Here is a 21,653-nt window from a genome sequence, read left to right on the forward strand (position 1 = left end):
ATTTGGTTGCAAGACGTCACAGGTCCCCCGCGCGCCCCGGAGGACCCGTGCGTCATGATCATTATGTCAGGCTTTCCGATCTTGGCCGCCATTCGGTCCGCAGTACCGACATGGTGATGGCATCATGCCACTCGCCGTCCCAGAGCAGCGCGTCACGTTGTACGCCCTCCTCGACGAATCCCACCTTCTTGTAGACGTGCCTGGCACGGTCGTTGAAGGCGAAGACCTCCAGGCCGATCCGGTGCAGCGGAGTCGTCGTGAAGGCATGGTTCAGCAGCAGGTCGATGGCCTCCGTGCCGTAGCCCTTGCCGAACGCGCGAGCGCCGATCAGCGCGATCCGCATGCTGCACGAGAGATTGCCCGCGTCGAGCTCGTTGAGCACGATCTCGCCCACGAAGCCGCCTTCCGCGATGATCGCCAGGTCGAGGCGGTCGGCGTGCTGACTCCTCGTCGCGTACCAGTGGCGGCTGGCCTCCCGGTCGAACTCGCCGTGCGAGCCGGTCAGCCGCCGCACCTCGGGGTCGGTGACCAGCTCGAACAGATCGTCGGCGTATTCGGGACCGACCGGGCGCAGGGTCACTCGATCGCCCTGGAGAGTGGGCTTTTCAGCGAACATCCCCCCTCACTATCAAGCCTGGTCAGCAGGGGCAAACCCGACCCGGCCATGACCGCTGGTTTGTTTTTCGACATGGGGATAGAGGTTCATCTTGTCAAGGAGGTAAAAACATGACCATCGCCGGAAGCATCATCCTCATCATGCTGGGTGCGATTCTCACCTGGGCCGTCGAATTCGATCTTGCCGGTATCGACATCAACGTGGTCGGCGTCATCCTCATGCTCGGTGGCGTGGTCGGCCTGCTGTTCGGGATCTACCGGATCAGTGTGACCCGCAGGGCTGTGGCCCCCATCGACGAGCCGGTAGTCCGTCAGGACGTCTACGAGGAGCCCCAGGCTCGCCGGACCACCGTGTACGAGGAACGTCGCCGCTATGACGAGCCGCCCCTGTAAATCCTCCGGCCACAAGAAGGCCAACCCGCGGGCCGGCGCCAAGGCCCGCGGCTTACCCCCACAACCCAGCTCACAGCACCCGCTTGACCGCCTCGGCTATCGCGTGGCGGTCAATGCGGGCGTCTGCCAGCTGCTCCTGCGGCGTCGCCGACCCGGGCAGCTCCCGTACCGCCAGCTTCACCACGCGCGGCCCGAGCTCGCTGACGGCGTCCTGCACGGCGTCACCCAGCCCGCCCTCCGGCCGGTGGTCCTCCACCGTGATGAGGGTGCCGGTGGTGGTGGCCGCCTCCATCAGCGCGGCCGTGTCGATCGGCTTGATCGAGTACATGTCGAGCACGCCCACGGGGATTCCCTCGCGGCTCAGCTCGTCGGCCGCCGCGAGCGCCTCGTGCACGGTGATCCCGGCCGCCACGATCGTGGCCCGATCCGCCGCCGACTGCCGCAGCACGGACGAGCCGCCCACGGGGAAGCGCTCGCCCGGCTCGTAGATCACCGGCAGATCGCCACGGGTGGTACGCAGGTACGACACCCCTGAGATGTCGGCCATCGCGGCCGTCAGCGCGGCGGCCTGGTTGGCGTCGCACGGGTAGAGCACCGTGCTGCCGTACACCGCGCGCATCATGGCCAGGTCCTCCAGCCCCATCTGCGACGGGCCGTCCTCGCCGATCGACACGCCGGAGTGCGAGCCGACCAGCCTGATCGACGCGTGGCTCACCCCGGCCATCCTGATGAAGTCGTACGCCCTGGTCAGGAAGGCCGCGAAGGTGGCGGCGTAGGGGATCCAGCCGCGCACCTGCAAGCCGATCGCCATCGCGACCAACTGCTGCTCGGCGATGTAGCACTCGATGAAGCGCTCGGGGAACTCCTTGGCGAAGTCCTCGGTCCTGGTCGAGTCGGCCACCTCGCCGTCGACCGCGACCACCTCGCCACGGGCCGCGCCCAGCGCGACCAGCGCCGCGCCGAACCCGTCCCGGGTGGCGACCTCGTCGCCGGTCTTGTACGCGGGCAGCGCCAGGTCCCCGCTGTGGAAGCGGAACGGCTCACCGTTGGGCTCGGGCGGCCGCACCTCGACCCGCACGTCCCGTACGCCGCCCAGCTCGCCGATGGCCTTGTCCGGGTCCTTGAGCGCCTTGCCGTGGGCGCCCTCGCGGTTCTCCACCTCCAGGACGCCCTCGCCCTTGCGCGTCTTGGCGAGGATCACGGTCGGCCGCCGGCGGGTGTTGCAGGCGTCGTTCAGCGCGAAGTCGATCTGTCCTGGGTCGTGCCCGTCGATCTCGATCGTGTGCCAGCCGAACGCCCCGAACCTACGGGCGTACGCGCCGGTGTCCCAGCCATGCCGCGTCGGGCCACGCTGGCCCAGCCGGTTGACGTCCACGAGCAACGTCAGGTTGGCCAGCCCCTCGGCACCCGCCTGCTCGGCGGCCTCCCAAATGGACCCCTCGGCCAGCTCGCTGTCACCGCAGAGCACCCACACCTGGTACGGCAGGCGCTCCAGCCGCCCGGCCGTCGCCACCCCCACCCCGATGGGCAACCCCTGCCCGAGCGAGCCGGTGGCGACGTCCACCCAGGGCAGCTTGGGCGTCGGATGGCCCTCCATACGGCTGCCGCGCTTCCTGAACGACAGCAGCTCCTCGTCGGTGATCGCGCCCACGGCCTTGTACAGCGAGTAGAGCAGCGGCGAGGCGTGACCCTTGGAGAAGATGAGATGGTCGTTGGCGGGGTTGCCGGGATTCTGAAAGTCGTAGCGCAAGTGGCAGGCGAACAGCACCGCCATCAGGTCGGCGGCCGACATCGACGACGTCGGATGGCCGGAGCCGGCGGCGGCCGAGCTGCGTACGGAGTCCACACGCAACTGCGCGGCGAGTTCGGACAGGAAATGCAGATCGCGATCAGGCATCAGGTCCCTCCTCGTGGTTGCCCGCCGCCTACCCCCTCTGGCTTGCTTAACGCTCGGGCTTGCTTAACGCCCCGGTCTGCCGCCCCGGCTGAGGACCGCGAGGCCGGTCGCCGTCGCGGCGGCGGCCAGGGTGAGGAGCACCGCGCGCCGGTGCTGCGACAGCCAGAGCTGCGGGCTGCGGGCGTGCGAGCGCTTGTCGAAGCTGCCGTGCGCGCCGTAGTCGCGGTCGTCGTCCACGGGCTCCCAGAGGTTGGCCGCACCGCTGGGCGGCTTCTCGTCCGTCACTTGGGAGTCCACGCCGGTCCGCGCCAGGTAGCGGTCCACCAGGGCGGGCGCGATCCGCTGCGCGACCAGGGTGGCCGCGGTCGTGGCGCCGACCCAGTACTCCTTGCGCTCCGGGTGCTCGGCGGCGTACACGATGCCGTGGGCCGCGACCTCGGGCTGGTAGATCGGCGGCACCGGCTGCGGGTGGCGGCGCAGCTTGCTGAGCACCCAGTCGAACTGGGGCGTGTTGACCGCCGGCAGCTGCACCATGGTGATCTTGACGTTGCTGCGGGCCGCCATGAGCTCGACCCGTACGGACTCGGTGAAGCCCTTGATCGCGTGCTTGGCCCCGCAGTACGCCGACTGCAGCGGGATCCCCCGATACGACAGGGCCGAGCCGGTCTGCACGATGACGCCCCTGTTGCGGGGCCGCATCAGCTCAAGCGCCACCCGCGTGCCCCAGACGTAGCCGAGGTAGGTGACCCTGGTCGTCCGCTCGAACTCCTCCGGGGAGACGTCGGAGAACCTGGCGAACACCGAGGAGAACGCCACGTTGATCCACACGTCGATCGGGCCGATCTCCGCCTCGATGCGTTCGGCCGCCTGGCGTACCTGGTCGTACTCGGCCACGTCCGCCTCATAGACCTGCCCGCTCCCGCCCGCCACGGCGACGTCCACGGCGGCGGCGCCCAGGCCGGTCGTCCCGCGGGCGATCAGTGCCACCTTGGCGCCCTTCGCCCCGAGTTCGCGCACCACGGCGCGGCCCACGCCGCCGCTCGCGCCCGTCACCACGACCACGCGGTCACGCAGGTTGTCGGTGATTTCCGTCTTGGTGGTCAGATTCTCGGCACTCTGTGGCGCCATGAAGGTCATCCCGCCTCTCCTGATCTACCGCGGTGCTGCCGCCGGATGGCCAGCACCATGTCAATGACCGTGGCGATCGCCGCCACGACCGCGATGCCCGTCATCACCGGGGCCCTGGCGATGACGCCGAGCACGGCGAACGCGAACAGGAACATCAAGATGAAGGAGCCCACCCTGATGTGCGCCACATCGCGCGGTGTCGCGGGGACCATCGCGTGGGATCGCTCATCCCGGCTCTCTTCCCAACCGTTGTTCTCAGGCATAGGGCCCACCTGCCCCCGCCGTTTGCCGCGTAACGTCGCGGGTAGCCGCGCCGGCGTGCCTGAACTACGGCCGAGTGACCAGAACGAGCCGGGGATCGCGCGCCGTCGGCGCGGTCGCGGATTCAGCTACCACCGGCCCGACGGCGGCACGGTGCGCGACGCCGGGACGCTGAAGCGGATCAGGGCGCTGGCCATCCCGCCGGCCTGGACCGACGTGTGGATCTGCGCCTCGCCGGACGGGCACCTCCAAGCGGCCGGCACCGACGCCGCCGGGCGCAGGCAGTACCGCTACCACGACGACTGGCGCGAGCAGCAGGACCGGGAGAAGTTCGACCGGGTGCTGGAGCTGGCCGAGCGGCTGCCCGCCTTCCGCGAGAGCGTCGAGAAGCAGCTCTCCGGGCGCGGGCTGACCAGGCAGCGGGTGCTCGCCGCCGCCGCGCGACTGCTCGACGTGGGCTTCTTCCGGGTCGGCGGCGAAAGCTACGACTCCTACGGCCTGGCGACGCTCAAGATGGAGCACGTGTCCTGCGGCAAGGGCGTGATCACCTGCTCGTACCCCGCCAAGGGCGACATCCCCCGCGAGATCGAGGTGGCCGACCCGGGGGCGTGCGCGGTGATCAGATCGCTCAAGAGGCTCAGGGCCGAGGGCGAACTGCTGCGTTACCGGCACAACGGCGGCTGGGCCGACGTACGCAGCGAGGACATCAACGACTATCTGCGCGAGACGATCGGCTACGAGGTGACCGCGAAGGACTTCCGCACCTGGCACGCGACCGTGCTGGCCGCCGTGGGGCTGGCGGTCTCCACCCACGCCGGGACCGGCAAGCGGGCGGTCACGCGGGTGATGAAGGAGGTGGCCGAGTATCTCGGCAACACCCCCACGGTCGCTCGCGAGTCCTACGTCGACCCGCGGGTGATCAAGGCGTACGACCAGGGCAAGACGATCGCGGGCGCGCTGACCGAGCTCGGCGCCGACGCCGGCTTCGGCCAGCTGGCCACGCGTGGCCCGGTGGAACGGGCGGTCATCGGCCTGGTACGCGCCGTTTGAGCGGTTTCCCTCCGGGCATGCGGCGTCTGGAGAAGGAGGAAGTTGCGATGGAAGCTCCGCAGTACGTCGCGGCCAGGGTCCAGCGGGCGCTGGCCGAGGATGCGCGCACGCACGAGCTCGGCATCCGGGTCGACATCAGAGGCGATCAGCTGTTCCTGCGCGGCCAGGTGGACGGCGCCGAACAGCGCGAACGGCTCGGGGCGGTGGCCCACGAGACGGCGCCGGCCCTCCACCTGCACAACGAGATCAAGATCGTGGAAATCATCGAGCCCGGAGAGGATGAGCACCTTGACTGACCTGCGTATAGCGGCCGTGGGGGATGTTCACCTGGGCGAGGACAGCCGGGGCCACTACCGGAAACATCTGGAGGGCATCGAGGAGCGCGCCGACGTGCTGATGCTGGCGGGCGATCTGACCCGCCACGGCACGCTGGCGGAGGGCCGGGTGGTCGCCGACGAGTTCCGAGACCTGCCCGTCACGGTCGTCGCCGTGCTCGGCAACCACGACTACCACTCCGACCAGCAGTACGAGATCGCTTCGGAGCTCCGCGACGCCGGGGTGACCGTGCTCGACGACGACGGCGCCGTGCTCCAGTGCGGCGAGACGAAGCTGGGCGTGGTCGGCGGCAAGGGCTTCGGCGGCGGGTTCGCGGGCAAGAGCGCGAGCGAGTTCGGCGAGCGGGAGATCAAGAACTTCGTCGCGCACACCCGGCACATCGCCGAGGCGTGGAAGGTGGCGCTGAAGGAGGTTCAGGCCGATCATCGCCTGGTGCTGTCGCACTACTCGCCGATCAAGGAGACGCTGGAGGGCGAGCCGCCCGAGATCTACCCGTTTCTCGGTAGCTACCTGCTGGCCGAGGCGGTCGACACCGCCGGGGCGGACCTCTTCGTGCACGGGCACGCGCACAAGGGCACCGAGAAGGGCATGACACCGGGCGGGATCAGGGTCCGCAACGTGGCCCTGCCGGTGCTCGGCAGGGCGTACGGGGTCTACTGCCTCGACGACTGCGACTGACCGATCTGCGCCTGACCGATCTGCGACTGATCACAGGATGCGGGCGGCGACGATGCAGACGTCGTCGTCCGAGGCCCGGCCGCCCAGGTGCGACAGCACGCAGTCGATCATCTTCTCCGGGTCGTCGCCGACGCACTGGCTCCCGGCCTGGGCGAGGGCGGCGATCCCGGTGTCGAGGTCCTGGCTGCGCCGTTCAATGACGCCGTCGGTGTAGAGCACCACGGTGTCGTCGGCCTCCAGTTGCGTGGTGGCTAGGCCGTACTGGGCGGCCTCGAAGGCGCCCAGCATGGTGCCGGGCACGCCTTCGAGCAGCTCGGCGTGGCCGTTCCTGACCAGGACCGGTGGCGGGTGGCCGGCGTTCGTCCAGGTCAGCGTGCGGTCCGCGGGGTCGAAGTGGCCGATGATCGCGGTGCCGGTGACGGTCACGCCCTCGTTGGAGTGGACGAGCAGGTCGTTCAGCCAGGTAGTGAGCTGGTTGGCGGGCGCGTGCGTGTAGGCCAGGCCGGCCAGCGCCGAGCGCATCTGCAGCATGAGGCTCGCCGCCGCCAGCCCGTGGCCCATCGCGTCGCCGATCGCCAGCAGCACCCTGCCGTCGGGGATGGGACGGGCCTTGAACCAGTCGCCGCCCAGCCGGGCCAGCTCCTCGCCGGGCAGATACCGCACCCCGATGGACAGGCCGGGCAGCTGCATCAGCCCCCGGCGTACCGGCAGGATCGTGTTCTGGAGCTGGACGGTGACGCGGTGCTCCTCCTCGGCCCGCTCCCGCTGCCGGGAGGCCTGCGCGTGGGCCACGGCCAGGGCCCGCTCCCTGCGGCGGTTCTTGGTCACGTCCTGGACGAGGAAGCGCACCTTGATGGGCAGCCCGTCGGTGTCCAGGACCGGCTCGCTGACCACACTGAGGTGCCGCAGCCCGTGCCGGTGCTGGATGCGGAACTCCGTCTCGACCGCCTCGCTGTGCTCCAGGAGCGTGCGCAACTGGTCGTCCACGATGGACAGGTCCTCGGGCACCACCACGAGGGGCAGCTCCTCCAAGGGCATCGGGCCCTCGCCGTGTTCCCTGCCGAACATCTCGTACATCTGCGGCGTCCACAGCGTCCGCTCGGTGGCCAGGTTCCATTCGCCCCAGCCCAGCTCGGCCAGCCGCTGCGCCCGCTCCCAGCCGGCGACCAGCACTTCCTCATCGTCCAGCGCGCGCCAGGTGACGAGCAGCCCGTTGTCCATGCGCACCGCGCGGACGGTCATCGTGGCCGGCCAGAGCAGGTGGTCCCGTGCCTCGACGAACTCCAGCGGCCCCCGGTGCAGCGTCTCACCGGTCTCCAGGACGTGCAGGAGGTCGTCGAACAGCCCCGAGCTGGCCGCGCCGGGGCTGGTCTCGATGAGGCGGCGCCCGCGCAGCTCCTCGGGCGTCTGACCGGCCGGCTCGCCGGCCTGCTGGTTGGCCGCCGCGATCAGGAAGTCCACGACGCGGCCCGTGGCGTCGCGCACGGGGGTGAGGAAACACGCCGGGACGTGCACGCTTTCGAGAACTCCGGTGACCCAGCCGGGCAGCTTCGGTGGCTCGACGGGCTTGCCGGGCGGCCGATCGACCCCCATGGCGACCTCGACCAGCGAGATCCCACTGTCGTGCGCCATTCGTGACAGCTCGTCGGCCGCTTCCGCGGGCCTGACGTTCAGCCGTATCGCCAGCCGCGCGGTGGCCTCGTCGACGATCGCCTCGTTACGCATCCGGCGACGCAGCCGCGTCAGCAGCTCGCGAATCCCGGCGGCCGCCGCGCCACAGTCGTAGCGGCCGCCGAACGGCGGGTAATTGCTCACATCCTTCCCATTCCCTAGCAGAGGGCGGGAAAGAGGTGCATACGTTGCGATATTTCAGCAAAGAGTGGACAGTCCACTGGGCCGGACTCGAAGACCGGCCCAGTGGAGGGGACGGTGGGACGGGGCGTCACGCCCCTTACACATTGAAGATGCTGACACCGCCGGGACCCACCAGGAAGCCGAGTACGATGAGCACGATTCCCCAGAGAAGGTCGCGCCGGGCCAGGATCACATAGATCCCGGAGATGACGAGTATGACGGCGATGATCCAGAGCAAAGTAGCCATGAGCCGCCTCTGCCCTCAGCCATCGGCCTTTAACATGCTTTTCTCCGAAGCACCAGGTAGAAAGGTGTATAAGCCAATTTCTTGGCCTGCGAAGGGGCTCGCTAATCGGTCGCCTTGATGAGCTTGGCGTAGCCCAACTGGAGCCAGTCGGCGACGGCCACCGCGGTCATCGTCGCACCCGCCAGCCGGGTGAACCGGGGCGCGAAGACCATCCCGGCCGCGTACACCGTCGCCGCCCACTGGGCGATGCAGAACGGGCAGCCGAGCAGTTCGCCGATCGTGTTGCGGGGCGTCTCCTTCAGCTCGGCGGGCCCGCTCACTCCCTCGTAGCGGGTGAAGGGCGCCCGTATCGGGCTGGTCACCGGATCCTTGGCGATCAGCCGCGCCACCTTGTGCGTGCAGGCGGCCATCAGCGCCACGTCCATGAACCCGACGTGCTCGGGCGGCCGCCGCCCGGTGAGCGCGGCGGCCGCCACCGCCGTCGCCACAGCGCCGCCGTAGACGGCCATGATCCGTGCGTAGGTGCCGAGTGGCCGGTCGTGCTCGCCTTCGTAGTCCCGTTCTGTCTGCTCCAGGAAGTCGGTCATAAGGGCAGGCGCTACCCTCGGCCTCCAGCTCTACTCCGCCGCGCGGGGTAACGCCTACTTGTCGATCGTCCGGGTAGCCCGATCCCATGGGCAGCCATAGTCATGCGGTCACTGATGCCATCCTCGACACACTCAAGCGCGCGAGCTCCGGATTGAAGGACGCGGGGGTGAAGTTCGCCCTGGCGGGCGGCTGTGCGGCCTATGCCAGAGGTGCGGCTCCTTCGCTGCACGACGTCGATTTCGTACTGACCGAGCATGATGTGCCGGCCGCGTTGGAGGCTCTGCGGGGGATCGGCTTCAAGACCGCCAAACCGCCGGAGGACTGGCTGGTCAAGGCATTCGACGAGGACCGGCTGGTCGATCTGATCTTCCGGGTGTCCGACCAGGCGATCACGGACGAGCTCCTCGACCGGGCCGAGCCGATGACGGCGTCGGCGGTCATCGTGCCCGTGCTGGAGGCGACCGACCTGGTGATCTCGTGGCTGTTGCCGCTGTCGGAGCACGCCTGCGACTACGGGGCGCTGCTGCCCCAGGTGCGGGCCCTGCGCGAGCAGGTCGACTGGCCCCGGGCGGCCGCCGTGGTCGCCGGATCGCCGTACGCCACGACGTTCATCACGCTGCTCGAACGCCTGGCCGTACTGGAAGCGCCGGTGAAGGCGAACGGCGACCCGCACTGGCCGTGACCGTATGACGCGTCGGTGGTCGCGACGGCGGCCGCAATGGCGGTCGTGAGACGGCGAGAGCCGCGCCCGTGGTCGGGCGCGGCTCTCGTCTCGTACGGGGAGCTTAGTGCGGGAAGCGGCCGTAGTAGTCACCCAGCCGCGTCCTGTACTCGGGCTCCTTGAAGCTGCCCTCGTCGAACTCGGGCGCGTCCTTGATCTCGGCCTTGGTACGCGAGACGTGGACGTTGCGCTCCTGCGGGTCGATACGTGTGACGACCTTGGCAGGGAGCATCACCTTCTTGCCGAAGATCCACGGGCCGGTGTCGACGATGATGTAGCTCTCGCCGACCTCGTACGTGGCTTCATCGACGGACCCGATTTTCCCGTCCGTCGCCTGGACGTGGTAACCCACGAGGTCCAGACTCTGGCCGCGATTGTAGACGTCAGGCTGATAGTCCCAGAGCTCCATGGCTCATCCTCTCTCCGTCTTTCGTCTTTTCTCGGGCAGGCCCTCCGCTACCCCGTCTATGGCCGCTAAACACCGCGCTCTCGTATAGCGGTCGTCAATGAGCCGTCAAGGCGGCTGGGCGCCCCTCCTCATGACGAAGGGGGCGAATCACATGAAGAATCGGCGTTCGCGCTGGTCGCGCTCCAGGTGACCGGGCCGCTGGCCAAGCCGTGGCCGGCCACCGCGGGCGCGCTCACGTACCCGCTCGCTCAAGCGCCTGATGGCTCCCCGGCGGCGCCCCGCCAAGGTGGCCAGCAGTTTCGGAATAGCCAGCTAGCGGATAACATCCGCGTCACAGATGAGGTGAAAGGGGACAGGTGACTCTCGGGTCCGAGTGGGCGCCTCCCGGCGTGGACAGCACCACGCCGAGCGTCGCGCGCGTGCACGACGCCCTCCTCGGCGGCACCGAGAACTTCGCCGCCGACCGGGCCATCGCCCGCCGCCTGAAAGAGGCGGTGCCCGAGGTGGTGAACCTCGTCTGGTGCAACCGCGCGTTCGTCGGCCGGGTCGTCGACTTCTTCGTCCGTGAGGCCGGGATCCGGCAGATCATCGACCTGGGATCCGGGCTGCCCACGATCGAGAACACCCATGAGGTCGCCCAGTTCGCCGACCCCTCCGTGCGAGTCGTGTACGTCGACTCCGACCCCATGGTCGAGCCGCACGCGCGGGCGATCCTGAACGGGAACGAGAACGCGCTGGCGATCACCGAGGACGCCAGGGACGCGGCGGCCGTGCTGCGGCATCCGAGGCTGACGCGGCTCATCGACCTCTCGCAGCCCGTCGGGCTGATGGCCATCGGGCTGCTGCACCTGTTCCCCGACAGGGACAATCCGCACGGGCTGGTCAAGCGATACATGGACGCGCTGGCGCCGGGGAGCTACCTGGCGGCGTCCAACATGCTGGCCTCGGTCAGCCCGCAGGCCCAGGCGCTGGAAGCCATGCTGCACGCGACGATGGGGACGGGCTACTTCCGGTCGCGGGAAGAGATCGAGCGCTTCTTCGACGGGCTGGTGCTGGAGGAGCCCGGGGTGGTGCACTTCCCGGAGTGGCGGCCGGACGAGCGGCTGCCGGGGCCGTTGGCCACGTGGGAGGCGCTCCTGCTGGGTGGCGTGGCCCGCAAACCCGCCTCAGCTGCCCGGAAGCCCGGCTGACGTCCGGGCGTTGGCCTCCGACGTCCGGGAATCTGGCGAATCGTGGTGGATTGTCGGCGCTAGAGTGGGCGTCGTGCCGCGTCGACTGATCTGTTCCCCTCCGCCCGCCGAGTAGCGGGCGGCTTTTCCCGATTTTTCCGGATCTGACCAGATCTGGGGGTGGCTGCTGCCCGCGCGCCGGGCCCACTTCCACCACTCCATCCGGAGAGATCAGTCATGTCCCATGTCTCCGCGCGGCGGGGCGCCTTCTTCATGTCCGTGGCCGCGACCGCCTGGGGCACCGGCGGTGCCGCCGGTTCCCTGCTCTTCCAGTCGGGCGGGCTCGGCCCCGTCGACGTCTCGTTCTGGCGCTACCTTTTGGGCGCTGCCTTCCTGTACGTCACCACCCGCCTCACCACTCGCCCCACCGCGACCGCCGTTCGGCGAGCCGCCGTTCGGTCGGCCATCGTTAGGCCAGTTGTTGTGCGGCCGGGTGATGTCGGCGGGCGTCGGCCTTCTCTGCTGTGGGCGCGTTTCGACCGGCGGCTTCTGGTCGTCGGGATCGGGATGGCCGTCTATCAGACGGCCTACTTCGGCGCGATCGCCCAGTCCGGCGTCGCCATCGCCACGGTGGTCACGATGGGCGCCACGCCGGTGTTCACCGCACTGGGCAGCCGCTTCCTCCTGGGGGAGCGCGTCACCCGCACCGCGCTCGCCGCGCTGGTCGCGGCGCTGGGCGGCCTGCTCCTCCTCACCGGTGAGAGCGCCTTCACTGGGGAGAGCGCCCTCACCGGGCAGAGCAACCTCTCCGGGGTGAGCGCCGTCCTCTCCGGGAGCGTCGGCGGTGGGCGGGCGGCCGGGATCGTCCTGGCTCTGGTGTCCGCCGCCGGGTACGCCGGCGTGACCCTCTATTCGCGCCACCACCGCGACGACCCCCAGCGCACGGCCATGGGCGGGTTCGCCGTCGCGGCCGCGTGCCTCGCCCCGTTCGCCCTGGTCGACGGGGTGCTACCGACGGCCGGGGCGACACCTGTGGCCCTGCTGCTCTACCTGGGCGCCGTGCCGACCGCGCTCGCGTACGGGCTGTTCTTCCGCGCCCTGACCACGCTCAACGCCACGACCGTCTCCATCATCTCGCTCGGCGAGGCGGTTGGCGCGGCCGTGCTCGGCGTGGTGCTGTTCGGTGAGCGGCTCACGCCCATGGCATGGTGCGGATGCGGGTTGCTGCTGGCGGCGGTGGTGGTTCCGGCCGTTCAAGCAGGGCGTACTACAGAGAAGGATTAGCGGTCGCGGAGCGGAGTGGCGATTGCGGGCGTCCTATGAGTTAGGGTCCGGTACGGCGATGCTTGCCGTACCGTCGCTCCGCTCCCGATAGAGCGCACTTGACACTAAATGGGAACGGCGCTGACAAAGCATGCGTTGGAGGGATTGTGGCGTCGATTTCCGGAATAGTGAGAAACCTCCTGGATCGTCCGGGCGGGGTGAACCTCAGCCCGTACAAAAAGATCGTCAAGGCGGCGGGCGAACGAGCCGAACGCGTCAGCGCGCTCGAAGAGTTGCCCAGGCCGAAAATGGATGATCTGGCGGAGTTCTGCGCCGTAGCGCGGGAGGCCGCCGACCGGACGCTCGGGCTCAGGCCGTACGACGTGCAGCTTCTTGGCACGCTCGCCCTCCTCGACGGGCAGATCGCCGAGATGGCGACCGGTGAGGGCAAGACGCTGTCGGGGGCGATGGCCGCGGCCGGCTACGCGCTGCAGGGCAAGCGCGTGCACGTGATGTCCGTCAACGACTACCTGGCCAGGCGCGACGCCGAGTGGATGGCGCCGTTCTACGAGGCCATGGGCGTCTCGGTGGGCTGGATCGACCAGAACTCCACGCCCGACGAGCGGCGCGCGGCCTACGCGCAGGACGTCACGTACGGACCCGTCAGCGAGATGGGCTTCGACGTGCTGCGCGACCGGCTGCGCACCGACGCGGCGGAGATCATCGTGCCCGCGCCCGAGGTGGCGCTGGTCGACGAGGCCGACTCGGTGCTCGTGGACGAGGCGCGGGTGCCGCTGGTCATGGCGGGGGCGGCGGACGAGGGCAGCGCGGTGCCGGAGATGGCCGCGCTGGTCAGGCAGCTGATCCGGGGCTACCACTATGAGATCGACGACCAGGCGCGCAACGTCTACCTGACGACCAAGGGCGCCGACAGCGTCGAGGGCATGCTGGACGTCGAGCTGTACGACGAGAACGAGCCCGGCACGCTGATCGAGCTCAACCTCGCCCTGCACGCCCATGCCCTGCTCACCCGTGACGTCGACTACATCGTGCGCGACGGCAAGGTCCAGCTCATCAACCCCTCGCGCGGCCGGGTGGCCGTGCTCCAGCGCTGGCCCGACGGCCTGCAGGCGGCCGTGGAGGCCAAGGAGACGCTGCCGCCGAGCGAGAAGGGCGAGATCCTCGACTCGATCACCGTCCAGGGCCTGATCCGGCGTTATCCGCAGATTTCCGGGATGACGGGCACGGCGGTCGCCGTCAGCGAGCAGCTCGGCGAGTTCTACGGCCTCAAGGTCGCGGTGATCCCGCCCAACCGGCCGTGCGTCAGGAAGGACGAGCCGGACCGCATCTATCCGACCGTTCCGGACAAGGACGCCGCGCTGGTCGAGGAGATCCAGGAGGCGCACGCCACCGGCCGGCCCATCCTCATCGGCACGCTGGACGTGGCCGAGTCGGAGAACCTGGCCAAGCTCCTGCAGCGGCGCGGCCTGGAGCCCGTCGTGCTCAACGCCAAGAACGACGCCGAAGAGGCCGCGATCATCGCCAAGGCCGGCGAGCGCGACGCCATCACCGTCTCCACGCAGATGGCCGGCCGCGGCACCGACATCCGGCTCGGTGACGGCGTGGCCGAGCTGGGCGGCCTGTACGTGATCGGCTCGGGCCGCCACGCGAGCAGCCGCCTGGACGACCAGCTGCGCGGTCGCGCGGGCCGTCAGGGCGATCCCGGCGCCTCGGTGTTCTTCGTCAGCATGCAGGACGACCTCATCACCCAGTTCGTCCCCGACGAGCGCCCGCCCGCCGCCGACGCCGACGGCCTCGTACGCCACCGCCGCGGCCCCTACCTCGTGGCCCACGCCCAGCGGGTCGCCGAGGGCGTGAACCTGGAGATCCACCGCAACACGTGGCGCTACACCCGCCTGCTGGAGCACCAGCGCGAGCTCATCCTGGAGTGGCGCGACAAGGTCCTGCACGGCGACTCGGCGGCCAAGGCGCTGGCCGAGGCCGACCCCGAGCGCTGGGAGTCGCTGCCGGAGGACACCCGCGACGAGACGGCCAGGCAGATCGTGCTGCACGCGATCGACCGCTGCTGGACCGAGCACCTGGCGTTCCTGACCGACCTGCGCGAGGGCATCCACCTGCGGGCGCTCGGCCGGATGAGCCCGATCGACGAGTTCCACCGGGAGGCCGTGGCGGAGTACAAGTCGCTGCTGTCGGAGGTCGAACGCCGCTCGGTCGAATCGTTCGAGGCACCGGAGCCCGACCTCAAGCGCCCCACCGCGACCTGGACTTATCTGGTGCAGGACAACCCGTTCGGTACGGAGTGGGACAGGATCCTCAAGCGTGTGACATCGGCCACTCGTCGCGGCTAGGCGTACCTGACAAAAGATGGCAGGTATGCCTGCGAGCCTTTCATCATGACAACTCACGCGAAGCTCATCGCCTTCACCATCGACTGTGCCGAGCCCAAGAGGCTGGCCGAGTTCTGGCACCAGGTGACCGGGCTGGACATCCAATACTCCGAGGACGAGTACGCCGCGGTGGGCGACGGGACGACGAACATCTACTTCGGCCGCGTCGCCGACCGCAAGCCGGTGGAGTGGCCCAGCTCGGACAAGCAGTTCCATCTCGACTTCCGGGTGCCGGACGTGGAGCGGGCGGTGGAGGAGTACATCGCCCTGGGGGCGACCAAGCCCGAGTTCCAGCCCGGGGTCACGGACGGGAAGGTCGGGTGGATCGTGATGCAGGACCCGGAGGGGCACGCGTTCTGCGTCTGCCCCGAAAAGTCCTGAAAAATCCTGACACGTCCCGTCGTCCCGCTGTGTGGCTGGGGTGATGGACCGGACTGGTGCGGCGGTACGTCCGTGATGAGGGATGTCTGGCCAAAAGGATGATTCAAGCACTTAGCTTCCCTCATAAGCTGGTGCAATGCTCTTGGAAGGATCCATGTCCCTGCGCGGGCGCCGATGACCTGGGTCGGTCTCGTGATCGCGCTGGCCGGGGCACTCGGATACGCGTTCGGCGCGGCGCTGCAACAGTACGAAGCCGTAGCGGAGGGCGCCTCCCTCAGGCTGGTGAGGCGTCCTCGCTGGTGGATCGGCGGGGTCATCGGCTTCGTCGGCGCGTCCCTGCACGCCGTGGCGCTGAGCCTCGCGCCGCTGGTCGCCGTACAACCGATCAGCGTGGCCACTCTGGTGTTCGCGGTGCCGCTCGCCGCGCTGATGTACGGCCGCCGCCCGTACAAGGCGGAGATCCTCGGCTCCATCGCGGTGGCCGTCGGGTTGCTCTGGCTCATGGTGCTGGTCCCGGCGCACAACGTCAGACCGAGTCTCGGCAGCGGGGCCGCGATCGGCTTCATCGTCGTGATCGGCCTGATCGTGCTCGCCGCCGAACTGTTCGCCAACAGGCTGCGCGGACCCAGCAAGGCCCTCGTCCTGTCCGTGGGCGCCGGCGCCGTGACCGCGAGCGTGTCAACGTTCGTCCGGGCGGTCGGCGGTGGCATGAACGGGGACTGGGGCAGGCTGTTGCACTGGTTCACACTCGTCATACCTGTGCTGCTGGTCGGCGCGGTCGTGATGCTGCAACGCTCTTACGCGGTCGGCTACTTCGGCATCGCGTACGCGGGCGTACAGGTCGTGGACCCGATCACCTCGGTGCTCGCCGGCGCGATCCTCCTCGGCGAACCACTCCCGACCAGCCCGTCCACGGCGATCCCGGCCATGCTGGCGGCCGCACTCACCATCGGGGGAACGATCACACTCGGGCGGCTGGCCCCTGATCACTCCCAGCCTGTCGGGGTGGACGCCACCCGAGGATCTCGTTCATTGACCGCAACATCAGATCTGGTGTGATCCGCGAGGCCAGCGCCACCCCCGCGTTCCGCAGCCCGACGGCCACCGGATTCCGCAGCTTGGTCACCTTGCAGATGGTCATCGCCTGGCGCACGATGCCCGCGGTCCGCTCCAGACGCGCGGCCGTATAGGCGGCGAGCCCACCCCCAGCGCCGAGGCGCCCACCTGGGTCATTCGCGTCGAGGTGCCCACCCGCGCCATTCGCGTCGAGGTGTCGGCCTGGAGAACCACCATTAATCCAGAAGTCGCCGCAGACGGTGAGGGCGAGAACGACGGCGTCCTCGATGGCCTGGCAGGCGCCCTGGCCGAGGTTGGGCGTCATGGGATGGGCCGCGTCGCCGACCAGCGCCACCCGGCCTCGGTGCATGGCGGGCAACGGGGTGTCGAAGTAGTAGAGGTCATTGCGGAGGATCCGTGCGTTGTCCGACGCGCGGATCAGGGCGGGGATCGGATCGTGCCAGCCACCGAACCTGCGCAGCAACTCCGCGCGCTCGTCCGCGTGCACGGCTCCGGCGGGTGACAGGTCCGTCGCGTAGTAGTAGATGAGTTCGTCGTTCAACTGGTGAGCCCCGAACACCAGGCCCCTGCCCCACGTCTCCGTGCTCGGGACCTCACGGTCGAGCGCGGGCACCAGCCCCCGCCAGGCGGTGACTCCCGAGTACACCGGACCGGGGTGCTCAGGGAACAGCGCGGTGCGCGTCGCCGAGTGGATGCCGTCGGCGGCCACGATCAGATCGGCCTCCATGTCACCGGCACCGGTGCGGACGATGCCCTGGCCTGCGTCCACCCCGGTGACGGTGGTGTTCAAGCGCAGGCGCTCGTGACCCAGGCTCTCTATGAGCAACTCGACGAGGGTGGCGCGGAGCAGGATGACGATCGAGTCGCCGTAGAGCTTCTGGGCCTTGTCCTCGGTGGTGTGCGTCAGCCAGCGCCCGTTCTGCTGTCGTACGCCCACCTGGCCCTGGATCCTGGACAACTCGCGCACGCGGTCGCCCAGGCCGATCACGTCGAGTGCCTTCAACGCGTTGGCGGCGACGGCCACCCCGGCCCCGACGGGCTCCAGCGCGGCCGCGCGTTCGAGCACGGTCACGTCCCAGCCCTTGCGCCGCAACGCGATTCCCGAGGTCAGCCCGCCTATACCGCCACCGATCACCACGGCTCTGGCCATGCCTTGCCTCCCAAACTACGTCTGTAGTTTCACCCTACTACGCCTGTAGTCCGGTGGCACTACCGGTGTAGTCTTGCTGCTCGTGAAGCGCTCTGAGACCGTCGCGGACACGGCCATCACCCTGCTGGCGGAGCGCGGCATGCGCGGCCTCACCCACCGGGCCGTCGACGAGGCAGCGGGCCTCCCGCCCGGGTCCACGTCCAACCTGGCTCGCACCCGCGCCGCGCTGCTGGAACTGACGCTTTCCCGCCTCACGGACCTGGAAGTACAGGCATTGGCCCCGGTCTACCGGCTCCAGGGCGCGAACGCCGCAGCTGACCCGTTCCTGGAGTCCGATCTGCCGGGGCTGGTGGCTGAGGCGCTGCACGTTCAGCTCGGCGACTCCAGGCGCACGCTGGCCCGCTACGAGCTGGCGTTGGAGGCGACCAGGCGGCCTGAGCTGCGCGAGATCTACGACAAGGCGGGGCGCCGCTTCCGCGATCCCGTCGTCGGGCTGCTGGCCGCCCTCGGGTCGCCGGATCCGGTGCGGCATGGGCGGCAGTTGGTGGCGTTCGGCGAGGGCATCATGTTCGACGCCATCGCGGGGGCGGGTGCCGTGCCCTCGCGCGACGACCTGCGGGAGGCCGTACGGGACCTCCTGCGGGGGATGCTGGGGTCAGGCACCTGAGGCGGCGCGGGCCATCGCGCCCGGCCACCTGCGCATGCGGGCATCGGCGTGCGAGTGTCTGCGCATGCGGGCATCGGCGCCCGGCCACCTACGCATGCGGCCATCGGCGTGCGAGCGCCTACGCACGCGGCCACTGACGTGCGAGCGCCTACGCACGCGAGCACCTCCACGTGGTGGGGTGAGCTAGCACACCGGTCGATACGGCACCTCGGCCAGATAACGGTCCCAGTCAGTCTGGGACAGCCCTCCGTACCGGCCGCAGATCGACGCCGCCGACCCGGCCGGATCCGGGGGCGGGGTCGCGTGGGCGAGGTCGATGGTGAGGACCGTGCCGTGGCCGGCCAGTACGCGCAGCCAGCGTCCGCCCGGCGCGAGAGCGGCCTGGACGGGACGGTCGGCGCCGGCCGCCGGGGCCTGGCGGTCCGTGAGGCGGGTGCCGTCCGCGACGCGCCAGACCCGGACACGGTCGCTGTCCGTGCTGGTCAGGAGCTGGCCGTCGGCGCTGAAGGTGAGGCTGCCGGGAGAGGGCCGGAGCCGGGCCGGGAGCACGGGCACGCCGTCCAGCGTGTAGATCTGCACGCCGGTCTCCTCGGCGATCGCCACCCGTTCACCCTCGGGGCTGAACACCGTGTACTCCCACGGCATCCGGTCCAGCCAGGGCGCCGGCGTACGGGCGCCACGGCCGGACAGGCGGACCACCTCCGAACGCGTCCCCGCGAACACCAGCGCCACCTTGTCACGCGGCCCCACCACCGCGTACTGGCCGACGAACGCGGCCCGGCCGGTCCGCAGGTTCCAGGCCCATCGCTCGCCCGACTGGCGGGCCGCGGCGAACAGCAGACCGCCTCCTGGACTGAACCAGGCCGCCTGCTGTCCCGGCGCGCCCAGCCCCCGGCCGAAGGGCCGTCCCACGCCCGTGCCCGAGGTCGTGTCCCACAGGTAGGACCGGTCGACGCCGACGAGCGCCAGTGTCCGGCCGTCGGGGGACCAGGCCAGCGCCCGTACGCTCTGGGCGGGACCGGCGGTCATGGCCAGCTGCCTGCGGGAAAGGGGGTCGTACACCCGGATCGTCCCGTCGGTCAGCGCGGCCAGCCGGGTGCCGTCGTCGCTGAGGGCGTCCAGCGAGTGCGGACCGCCGTACGGGTCGGCGAACACGTCCACCGCCGGATCGGCCGCCGAGTCGGCCAGCGCGGCACGGGCCTCCGCGACCGGGGCCAGGCGCCACGCGGCCAGGCTCAACCGGCGCGCCGTCACCGGGTCGGCCGCCCGCAGCGCCCGCGCCCTGGACGCCGCCACCCGCGCCATCGCCTGGTCCAGCCGCCCCTCGGCGCTGCTGTTGTGCCAGACGGCGACGACGACCGCCGCCAGGACCGCCACGAGGGTCACCGACGCCAGGGCCGCCATGGTCCGCCGCCGACCGCGTGCGCGACCGCGTACCAATGCGCGTCCGCCGTCCAGGAACGCCTGCTCGGCGGCGCTCAGCGTCACGCGCCGCCGCCCGCTCGCCGCCCACGCCAGCGCCCGGTCCAGGTCGTCCTCCTGGAACAGGTCGCTCTCCCGCCGGCCGCCCGACTCCCACCGCCGCGCCGCCCTGGTCAGGTCGCGGTGTACGGCGAGGCCGTCGCGTTCGGCCTCCAGCCACTCGTGCAGGCGCGGCCAGGCCCGCAGGAGCGCCGCCTGGGCGATGACCAGGCCGCCCGCGTCGATGCCACTCCGGTCGATGTCCACCCCGTCCGCGTCGGAGTCGCTCTGGTCGATCAGCCCCGCTTCCGTGTACGCCCTGAGGACCCGGTCCATGGCGGCCTGTTCCGGAGGGCGGCCGGTGACCAACTCGGTACGGGTGGCGCGACGGCGGGTGTCGGTGCCGTCGGCCGCCATGCCGACCAGGCGCAGGAACACCTCGGGCACCAGGTCCTGGTCGGCGGGGCTGAGCTGGAGGTAGAGGCGTTCGGCTCGCACGCCCAGTGGGGGGTCGTCCACCGGCTCGGGCGGGAGCAGGCGCCCCTGCTGCGACTGCGGCACGTCGAGCAGGGACAGCAGCAGTTGGTGCGCGCTCGGCCGCCGGTCCGGATCCCGGCGCAGGGCCGCCAGCACGAGCTCCCGAAGCGGCCGATCGAACCGATCGAGCAGCCGCTCGGGCCGCCCAGGCTGGCCGGGTTGAGTGGGCTGGCCGGAGGGCTGGCCCGGCGACGGGTCCACCCCGTCGGGTGGCGCGGGGCCGTATGCCGCGAACACCAGCAGCCGGCCCCAATCCCGTACATCCCCCGGCGGCCCACTCCCGTCGGTCGCGGTCCCGAGCCCGACGAGCCGTGGCCCCTCCGCCCCCAGGACGACCCGGTCCGGCGTGAGCCCTCCGTGCACCGCCCCGGCCTCGTGGATCGCCGCCAGCGCCGTCGCCGTGGCCGCCGCCAGCCGGTACAGGTCGTCCCCGCCGTACGGCCCCCGCCGCCCGACCACCTCCGCCAGCGTCGGCCCGGGCACGTACTCGCTGACCAGATACGGCGCGTCCCCGTCGAGACAGGCGTCCACCACCCGCGCGACGCACAGCGACCGGACCTGTAAGGCCGCCTTGACGGGGCCCGGGGGCCGCGCGGGGAGGCGGGTGACCGCATATCGAGTGCCCGACTCGTCGTAGGCGTCATGGACGGCACCGCCGAGCCGGGAGCCTAACCAGTAGCCCCCCAGCCGGTCGGTCATGCGGCCCTTTCGCTAACGGATCAGGCGAGCTCGGTGGTCCGGCCACTCCTCTTCGAGGATGCCGAAATAGACCGTGTCACGCCAGGTGCCGTCCGGCCTCCTGCGCTGGCGGCGCAGCGTCCCTTCGTGCACACCGCCGATGCGCTTGATGGCGTTCTGCGAACGTAGGTTGAGGACGTCCGTCTTGAGCAAGACGCGGTTGTAGCCCAGCTTGTCGAAAGCATGGTCGATGAGCAACACCTTGCAGGCGGTGTTGACCGCCGTACGCCAGACCGTCCGGCCGTACCAGGTCCAGCCGATCTCGATGCTCTTCTCGAACCCGGGCACGTCGCCGTACGTGGTCCAGCCGACGGCCAGCCCCGACGACCTGAGCACGACCGCGAACGGGATGTGCTTGTCGTCCGAGATGAGGCCCTGAGCGAGCCCCGCCAGCTCCGACTCGGCTCGCGGTGGTTTGGCGGGCATCCAGCGCCAGACCTCCTCATCCCCGCCCCCGGCCAGGAACAGGTCGGGAATGTGCTCCATCGTCAACGGCTCAAGGCGGACGACGTCGTTCTCGAGCAGCACAGGGGAGGGCAGGTTCGCGGTCATAGCGGTCACCCTAAAAGAAGATCCGGATCGCCTTTATGGCCACCTGAGCCGGTTTCTCGGCGACCACCTGTCG

The 21,653-nt window shown here is 70.1% G+C and carries 22 protein-coding genes; 11 read left to right on the forward strand and 11 right to left on the reverse strand.

Translation table 11 applies throughout. From position 1 onward, the window contains the following. Positions 1-61: 61 nt before the first annotated feature. On the reverse strand, positions 62-616 hold the full coding sequence (locus AB0C30_RS29685; RefSeq protein ID WP_357950663.1) for a GNAT family protein: 555 nt from the start codon (positions 614-616) through the stop codon (positions 62-64). A gap of 110 nt (positions 617-726) precedes the next feature. Between AB0C30_RS29685 and AB0C30_RS29690 the strand changes: the two genes are divergently transcribed. Beyond that, positions 727-1,008 (forward strand): hypothetical protein, encoded by a 282-nt coding sequence (locus tag AB0C30_RS29690; RefSeq protein WP_357950666.1) that lies wholly within the window; start codon positions 727-729, stop codon positions 1,006-1,008. A 70-nt stretch (positions 1,009-1,078) separates the two neighbouring features. On the opposite strand, the gene AB0C30_RS29695 is transcribed toward AB0C30_RS29690, so the two are convergent. The 3 genes from AB0C30_RS29695 to AB0C30_RS29705 all read right to left on the reverse strand — a co-directional run bounded on the left by AB0C30_RS29695 (position 1,079) and on the right by AB0C30_RS29705 (position 4,296). Beyond that, entirely contained in the window at positions 1,079-2,905 is a 1,827-nt protein-coding gene (locus AB0C30_RS29695; RefSeq protein ID WP_357950668.1) for a transketolase, read from the reverse strand. Positions 2,906-2,968: 63 nt separating this feature from the next. Next, positions 2,969-4,033 carry an SDR family oxidoreductase gene (locus AB0C30_RS29700; RefSeq protein ID WP_357950771.1) on the reverse strand — a complete coding sequence of 355 codons (1,065 nt, stop codon included), beginning with the start codon at positions 4,031-4,033 and terminating at the stop codon, positions 2,969-2,971. 5 nt (positions 4,034-4,038) lie between these two features. Next, positions 4,039-4,296, reverse strand: a complete 258-nt coding sequence (locus AB0C30_RS29705) for a hypothetical protein (protein ID WP_357950670.1) — start codon at positions 4,294-4,296, stop codon at positions 4,039-4,041. A gap of 55 nt (positions 4,297-4,351) precedes the next feature. Here AB0C30_RS29705 and AB0C30_RS29710 point away from each other — a divergent pair, with 55 nt between their 5' ends. Genes AB0C30_RS29710 through AB0C30_RS29720 form a run of 3 tightly spaced genes read left to right on the forward strand, consistent with a single transcriptional unit; the run spans position 4,352 to position 6,358 of the window. Then, positions 4,352-5,344, forward strand: a complete 993-nt coding sequence (locus AB0C30_RS29710) for a DNA topoisomerase IB (protein WP_357950673.1) — start codon at positions 4,352-4,354, stop codon at positions 5,342-5,344. 47 nt (positions 5,345-5,391) lie between these two features. Further along, a complete protein-coding gene (locus tag AB0C30_RS29715; protein WP_357950676.1) occupies positions 5,392-5,640 on the forward strand; it encodes a BON domain-containing protein in 249 nt (82 codons plus the stop codon). Beyond that, positions 5,633-6,358 (forward strand): metallophosphoesterase, encoded by a 726-nt coding sequence (locus AB0C30_RS29720; protein WP_357950678.1) that lies wholly within the window; start codon positions 5,633-5,635, stop codon positions 6,356-6,358. Before AB0C30_RS29715 ends, AB0C30_RS29720 begins: the two co-directional genes overlap by 8 nt. Before the next feature lie 30 nt (positions 6,359-6,388). On the opposite strand, the gene AB0C30_RS29725 is transcribed toward AB0C30_RS29720, so the two are convergent. The 3 genes from AB0C30_RS29725 to AB0C30_RS29735 form a co-directional block, all read right to left on the reverse strand. Then, complete coding sequence (locus tag AB0C30_RS29725; RefSeq protein WP_357950681.1) at positions 6,389-8,173, reverse strand: SpoIIE family protein phosphatase; 1,785 nt, start codon at positions 8,171-8,173, stop codon at positions 6,389-6,391. A gap of 136 nt (positions 8,174-8,309) precedes the next feature. Beyond that, a complete protein-coding gene (locus AB0C30_RS29730) occupies positions 8,310-8,459 on the reverse strand; it encodes a GPGG-motif small membrane protein (RefSeq protein WP_165959640.1) in 150 nt (49 codons plus the stop codon). A gap of 101 nt (positions 8,460-8,560) precedes the next feature. Continuing rightward, positions 8,561-9,046 carry a DUF1360 domain-containing protein gene (locus AB0C30_RS29735; protein ID WP_357950683.1) on the reverse strand — a complete coding sequence of 162 codons (486 nt, stop codon included), beginning with the start codon at positions 9,044-9,046 and terminating at the stop codon, positions 8,561-8,563. An 86-nt stretch (positions 9,047-9,132) separates the two neighbouring features. Here AB0C30_RS29735 and AB0C30_RS29740 point away from each other — a divergent pair, with 86 nt between their 5' ends. Further along, the gene (locus AB0C30_RS29740) at positions 9,133-9,729 is read left to right on the forward strand and encodes a nucleotidyltransferase (protein WP_357950686.1); all 597 of its coding nucleotides are present in this window, start codon (positions 9,133-9,135) and stop codon (positions 9,727-9,729) included. Positions 9,730-9,832: 103 nt separating this feature from the next. On the opposite strand, the gene AB0C30_RS29745 is transcribed toward AB0C30_RS29740, so the two are convergent. After that, complete coding sequence (locus tag AB0C30_RS29745; RefSeq protein ID WP_357950689.1) at positions 9,833-10,177, reverse strand: PRC-barrel domain containing protein; 345 nt, start codon at positions 10,175-10,177, stop codon at positions 9,833-9,835. Positions 10,178-10,533: 356 nt separating this feature from the next. Here AB0C30_RS29745 and AB0C30_RS29750 point away from each other — a divergent pair, with 356 nt between their 5' ends. The 5 genes from AB0C30_RS29750 to AB0C30_RS29770 all read left to right on the forward strand — a co-directional run bounded on the left by AB0C30_RS29750 (position 10,534) and on the right by AB0C30_RS29770 (position 16,457). Continuing rightward, the gene (locus tag AB0C30_RS29750; protein ID WP_357950691.1) at positions 10,534-11,367 is read left to right on the forward strand and encodes an SAM-dependent methyltransferase; all 834 of its coding nucleotides are present in this window, start codon (positions 10,534-10,536) and stop codon (positions 11,365-11,367) included. Positions 11,368-11,583: 216 nt separating this feature from the next. After that, on the forward strand, positions 11,584-12,630 hold the full coding sequence (locus tag AB0C30_RS29755; protein ID WP_357950695.1) for an EamA family transporter: 1,047 nt from the start codon (positions 11,584-11,586) through the stop codon (positions 12,628-12,630). 167 nt (positions 12,631-12,797) lie between these two features. Continuing rightward, a complete protein-coding gene (gene secA2, locus AB0C30_RS29760) occupies positions 12,798-14,978 on the forward strand; it encodes an accessory Sec system translocase SecA2 (RefSeq protein ID WP_357950698.1) in 2,181 nt (726 codons plus the stop codon). 45 nt (positions 14,979-15,023) lie between these two features. Next, the gene (locus AB0C30_RS29765; protein ID WP_357950700.1) at positions 15,024-15,398 is read left to right on the forward strand and encodes a VOC family protein; all 375 of its coding nucleotides are present in this window, start codon (positions 15,024-15,026) and stop codon (positions 15,396-15,398) included. A gap of 174 nt (positions 15,399-15,572) precedes the next feature. Beyond that, positions 15,573-16,457, forward strand: a complete 885-nt coding sequence (locus AB0C30_RS29770) for a DMT family transporter (protein ID WP_357950702.1) — start codon at positions 15,573-15,575, stop codon at positions 16,455-16,457. Here AB0C30_RS29770 and AB0C30_RS29775 read toward each other — a convergent pair. Continuing rightward, entirely contained in the window at positions 16,360-17,625 is a 1,266-nt protein-coding gene (locus AB0C30_RS29775; RefSeq protein WP_357950705.1) for an FAD-dependent monooxygenase, read from the reverse strand. The two genes, AB0C30_RS29770 and AB0C30_RS29775, sit on opposite strands and share 98 nt — an antisense overlap. Before the next feature lie 82 nt (positions 17,626-17,707). On the opposite strand from AB0C30_RS29775, the gene AB0C30_RS29780 reads away from it, so the two are divergent. Next, positions 17,708-18,292: a TetR family transcriptional regulator C-terminal domain-containing protein gene (locus AB0C30_RS29780; RefSeq protein ID WP_357950707.1), complete on the forward strand. Its 585-nt coding sequence runs from the start codon at positions 17,708-17,710 to the stop codon at positions 18,290-18,292. A gap of 183 nt (positions 18,293-18,475) precedes the next feature. Here AB0C30_RS29780 and AB0C30_RS29785 read toward each other — a convergent pair whose 3' ends face one another. After that, positions 18,476-20,989, reverse strand: a complete 2,514-nt coding sequence (locus tag AB0C30_RS29785) for a hypothetical protein (RefSeq protein WP_357950709.1) — start codon at positions 20,987-20,989, stop codon at positions 18,476-18,478. Positions 20,990-21,001: 12 nt separating this feature from the next. Next, complete coding sequence (locus tag AB0C30_RS29790; RefSeq protein WP_357950711.1) at positions 21,002-21,580, reverse strand: GNAT family protein; 579 nt, start codon at positions 21,578-21,580, stop codon at positions 21,002-21,004. Positions 21,581-21,653 lie beyond the last annotated feature (73 nt).

The sequence above is a fragment of the Nonomuraea sp. NPDC048901 genome, assembly GCF_040649695.1.
Taxonomy (GTDB): domain Bacteria; phylum Actinomycetota; class Actinomycetes; order Streptosporangiales; family Streptosporangiaceae; genus Nonomuraea.

What these genes read in the sequence shown, in the direction of transcription:
- AB0C30_RS29685 (WP_357950663.1), bottom strand. Translation starts at nt 616, where the DNA reads ATGTTCGCTGAAAAGCCCACTCTCCAGGGCGATCGAGTGACCCTGCGC.
- AB0C30_RS29690 (WP_357950666.1), top strand. Translation starts at nt 727, where the DNA reads ATGACCATCGCCGGAAGCATCATCCTCATCATGCTGGGTGCGATTCTC.
- AB0C30_RS29695 (WP_357950668.1), bottom strand. Translation starts at nt 2,905, where the DNA reads ATGCCTGATCGCGATCTGCATTTCCTGTCCGAACTCGCCGCGCAGTTG.
- AB0C30_RS29700 (WP_357950771.1), bottom strand. Translation starts at nt 4,033, where the DNA reads ATGGCGCCACAGAGTGCCGAGAATCTGACCACCAAGACGGAAATCACC.
- AB0C30_RS29705 (WP_357950670.1), bottom strand. Translation starts at nt 4,296, where the DNA reads ATGCCTGAGAACAACGGTTGGGAAGAGAGCCGGGATGAGCGATCCCAC.
- AB0C30_RS29715 (WP_357950676.1), top strand. Translation starts at nt 5,392, where the DNA reads ATGGAAGCTCCGCAGTACGTCGCGGCCAGGGTCCAGCGGGCGCTGGCC.
- AB0C30_RS29730 (WP_165959640.1), bottom strand. Translation starts at nt 8,459, where the DNA reads ATGGCTACTTTGCTCTGGATCATCGCCGTCATACTCGTCATCTCCGGG.
- AB0C30_RS29735 (WP_357950683.1), bottom strand. Translation starts at nt 9,046, where the DNA reads ATGACCGACTTCCTGGAGCAGACAGAACGGGACTACGAAGGCGAGCAC.
- AB0C30_RS29740 (WP_357950686.1), top strand. Translation starts at nt 9,133, where the DNA reads ATGGGCAGCCATAGTCATGCGGTCACTGATGCCATCCTCGACACACTC.
- AB0C30_RS29745 (WP_357950689.1), bottom strand. Translation starts at nt 10,177, where the DNA reads ATGGAGCTCTGGGACTATCAGCCTGACGTCTACAATCGCGGCCAGAGT.
- AB0C30_RS29755 (WP_357950695.1), top strand. Translation starts at nt 11,584, where the DNA reads ATGTCCCATGTCTCCGCGCGGCGGGGCGCCTTCTTCATGTCCGTGGCC.
- AB0C30_RS29765 (WP_357950700.1), top strand. Translation starts at nt 15,024, where the DNA reads ATGACAACTCACGCGAAGCTCATCGCCTTCACCATCGACTGTGCCGAG.
- AB0C30_RS29770 (WP_357950702.1), top strand. Translation starts at nt 15,573, where the DNA reads ATGACCTGGGTCGGTCTCGTGATCGCGCTGGCCGGGGCACTCGGATAC.
- AB0C30_RS29775 (WP_357950705.1), bottom strand. Translation starts at nt 17,625, where the DNA reads ATGGCCAGAGCCGTGGTGATCGGTGGCGGTATAGGCGGGCTGACCTCG.
- AB0C30_RS29785 (WP_357950709.1), bottom strand. Translation starts at nt 20,989, where the DNA reads ATGACCGACCGGCTGGGGGGCTACTGGTTAGGCTCCCGGCTCGGCGGT.
- AB0C30_RS29790 (WP_357950711.1), bottom strand. Translation starts at nt 21,580, where the DNA reads ATGACCGCGAACCTGCCCTCCCCTGTGCTGCTCGAGAACGACGTCGTC.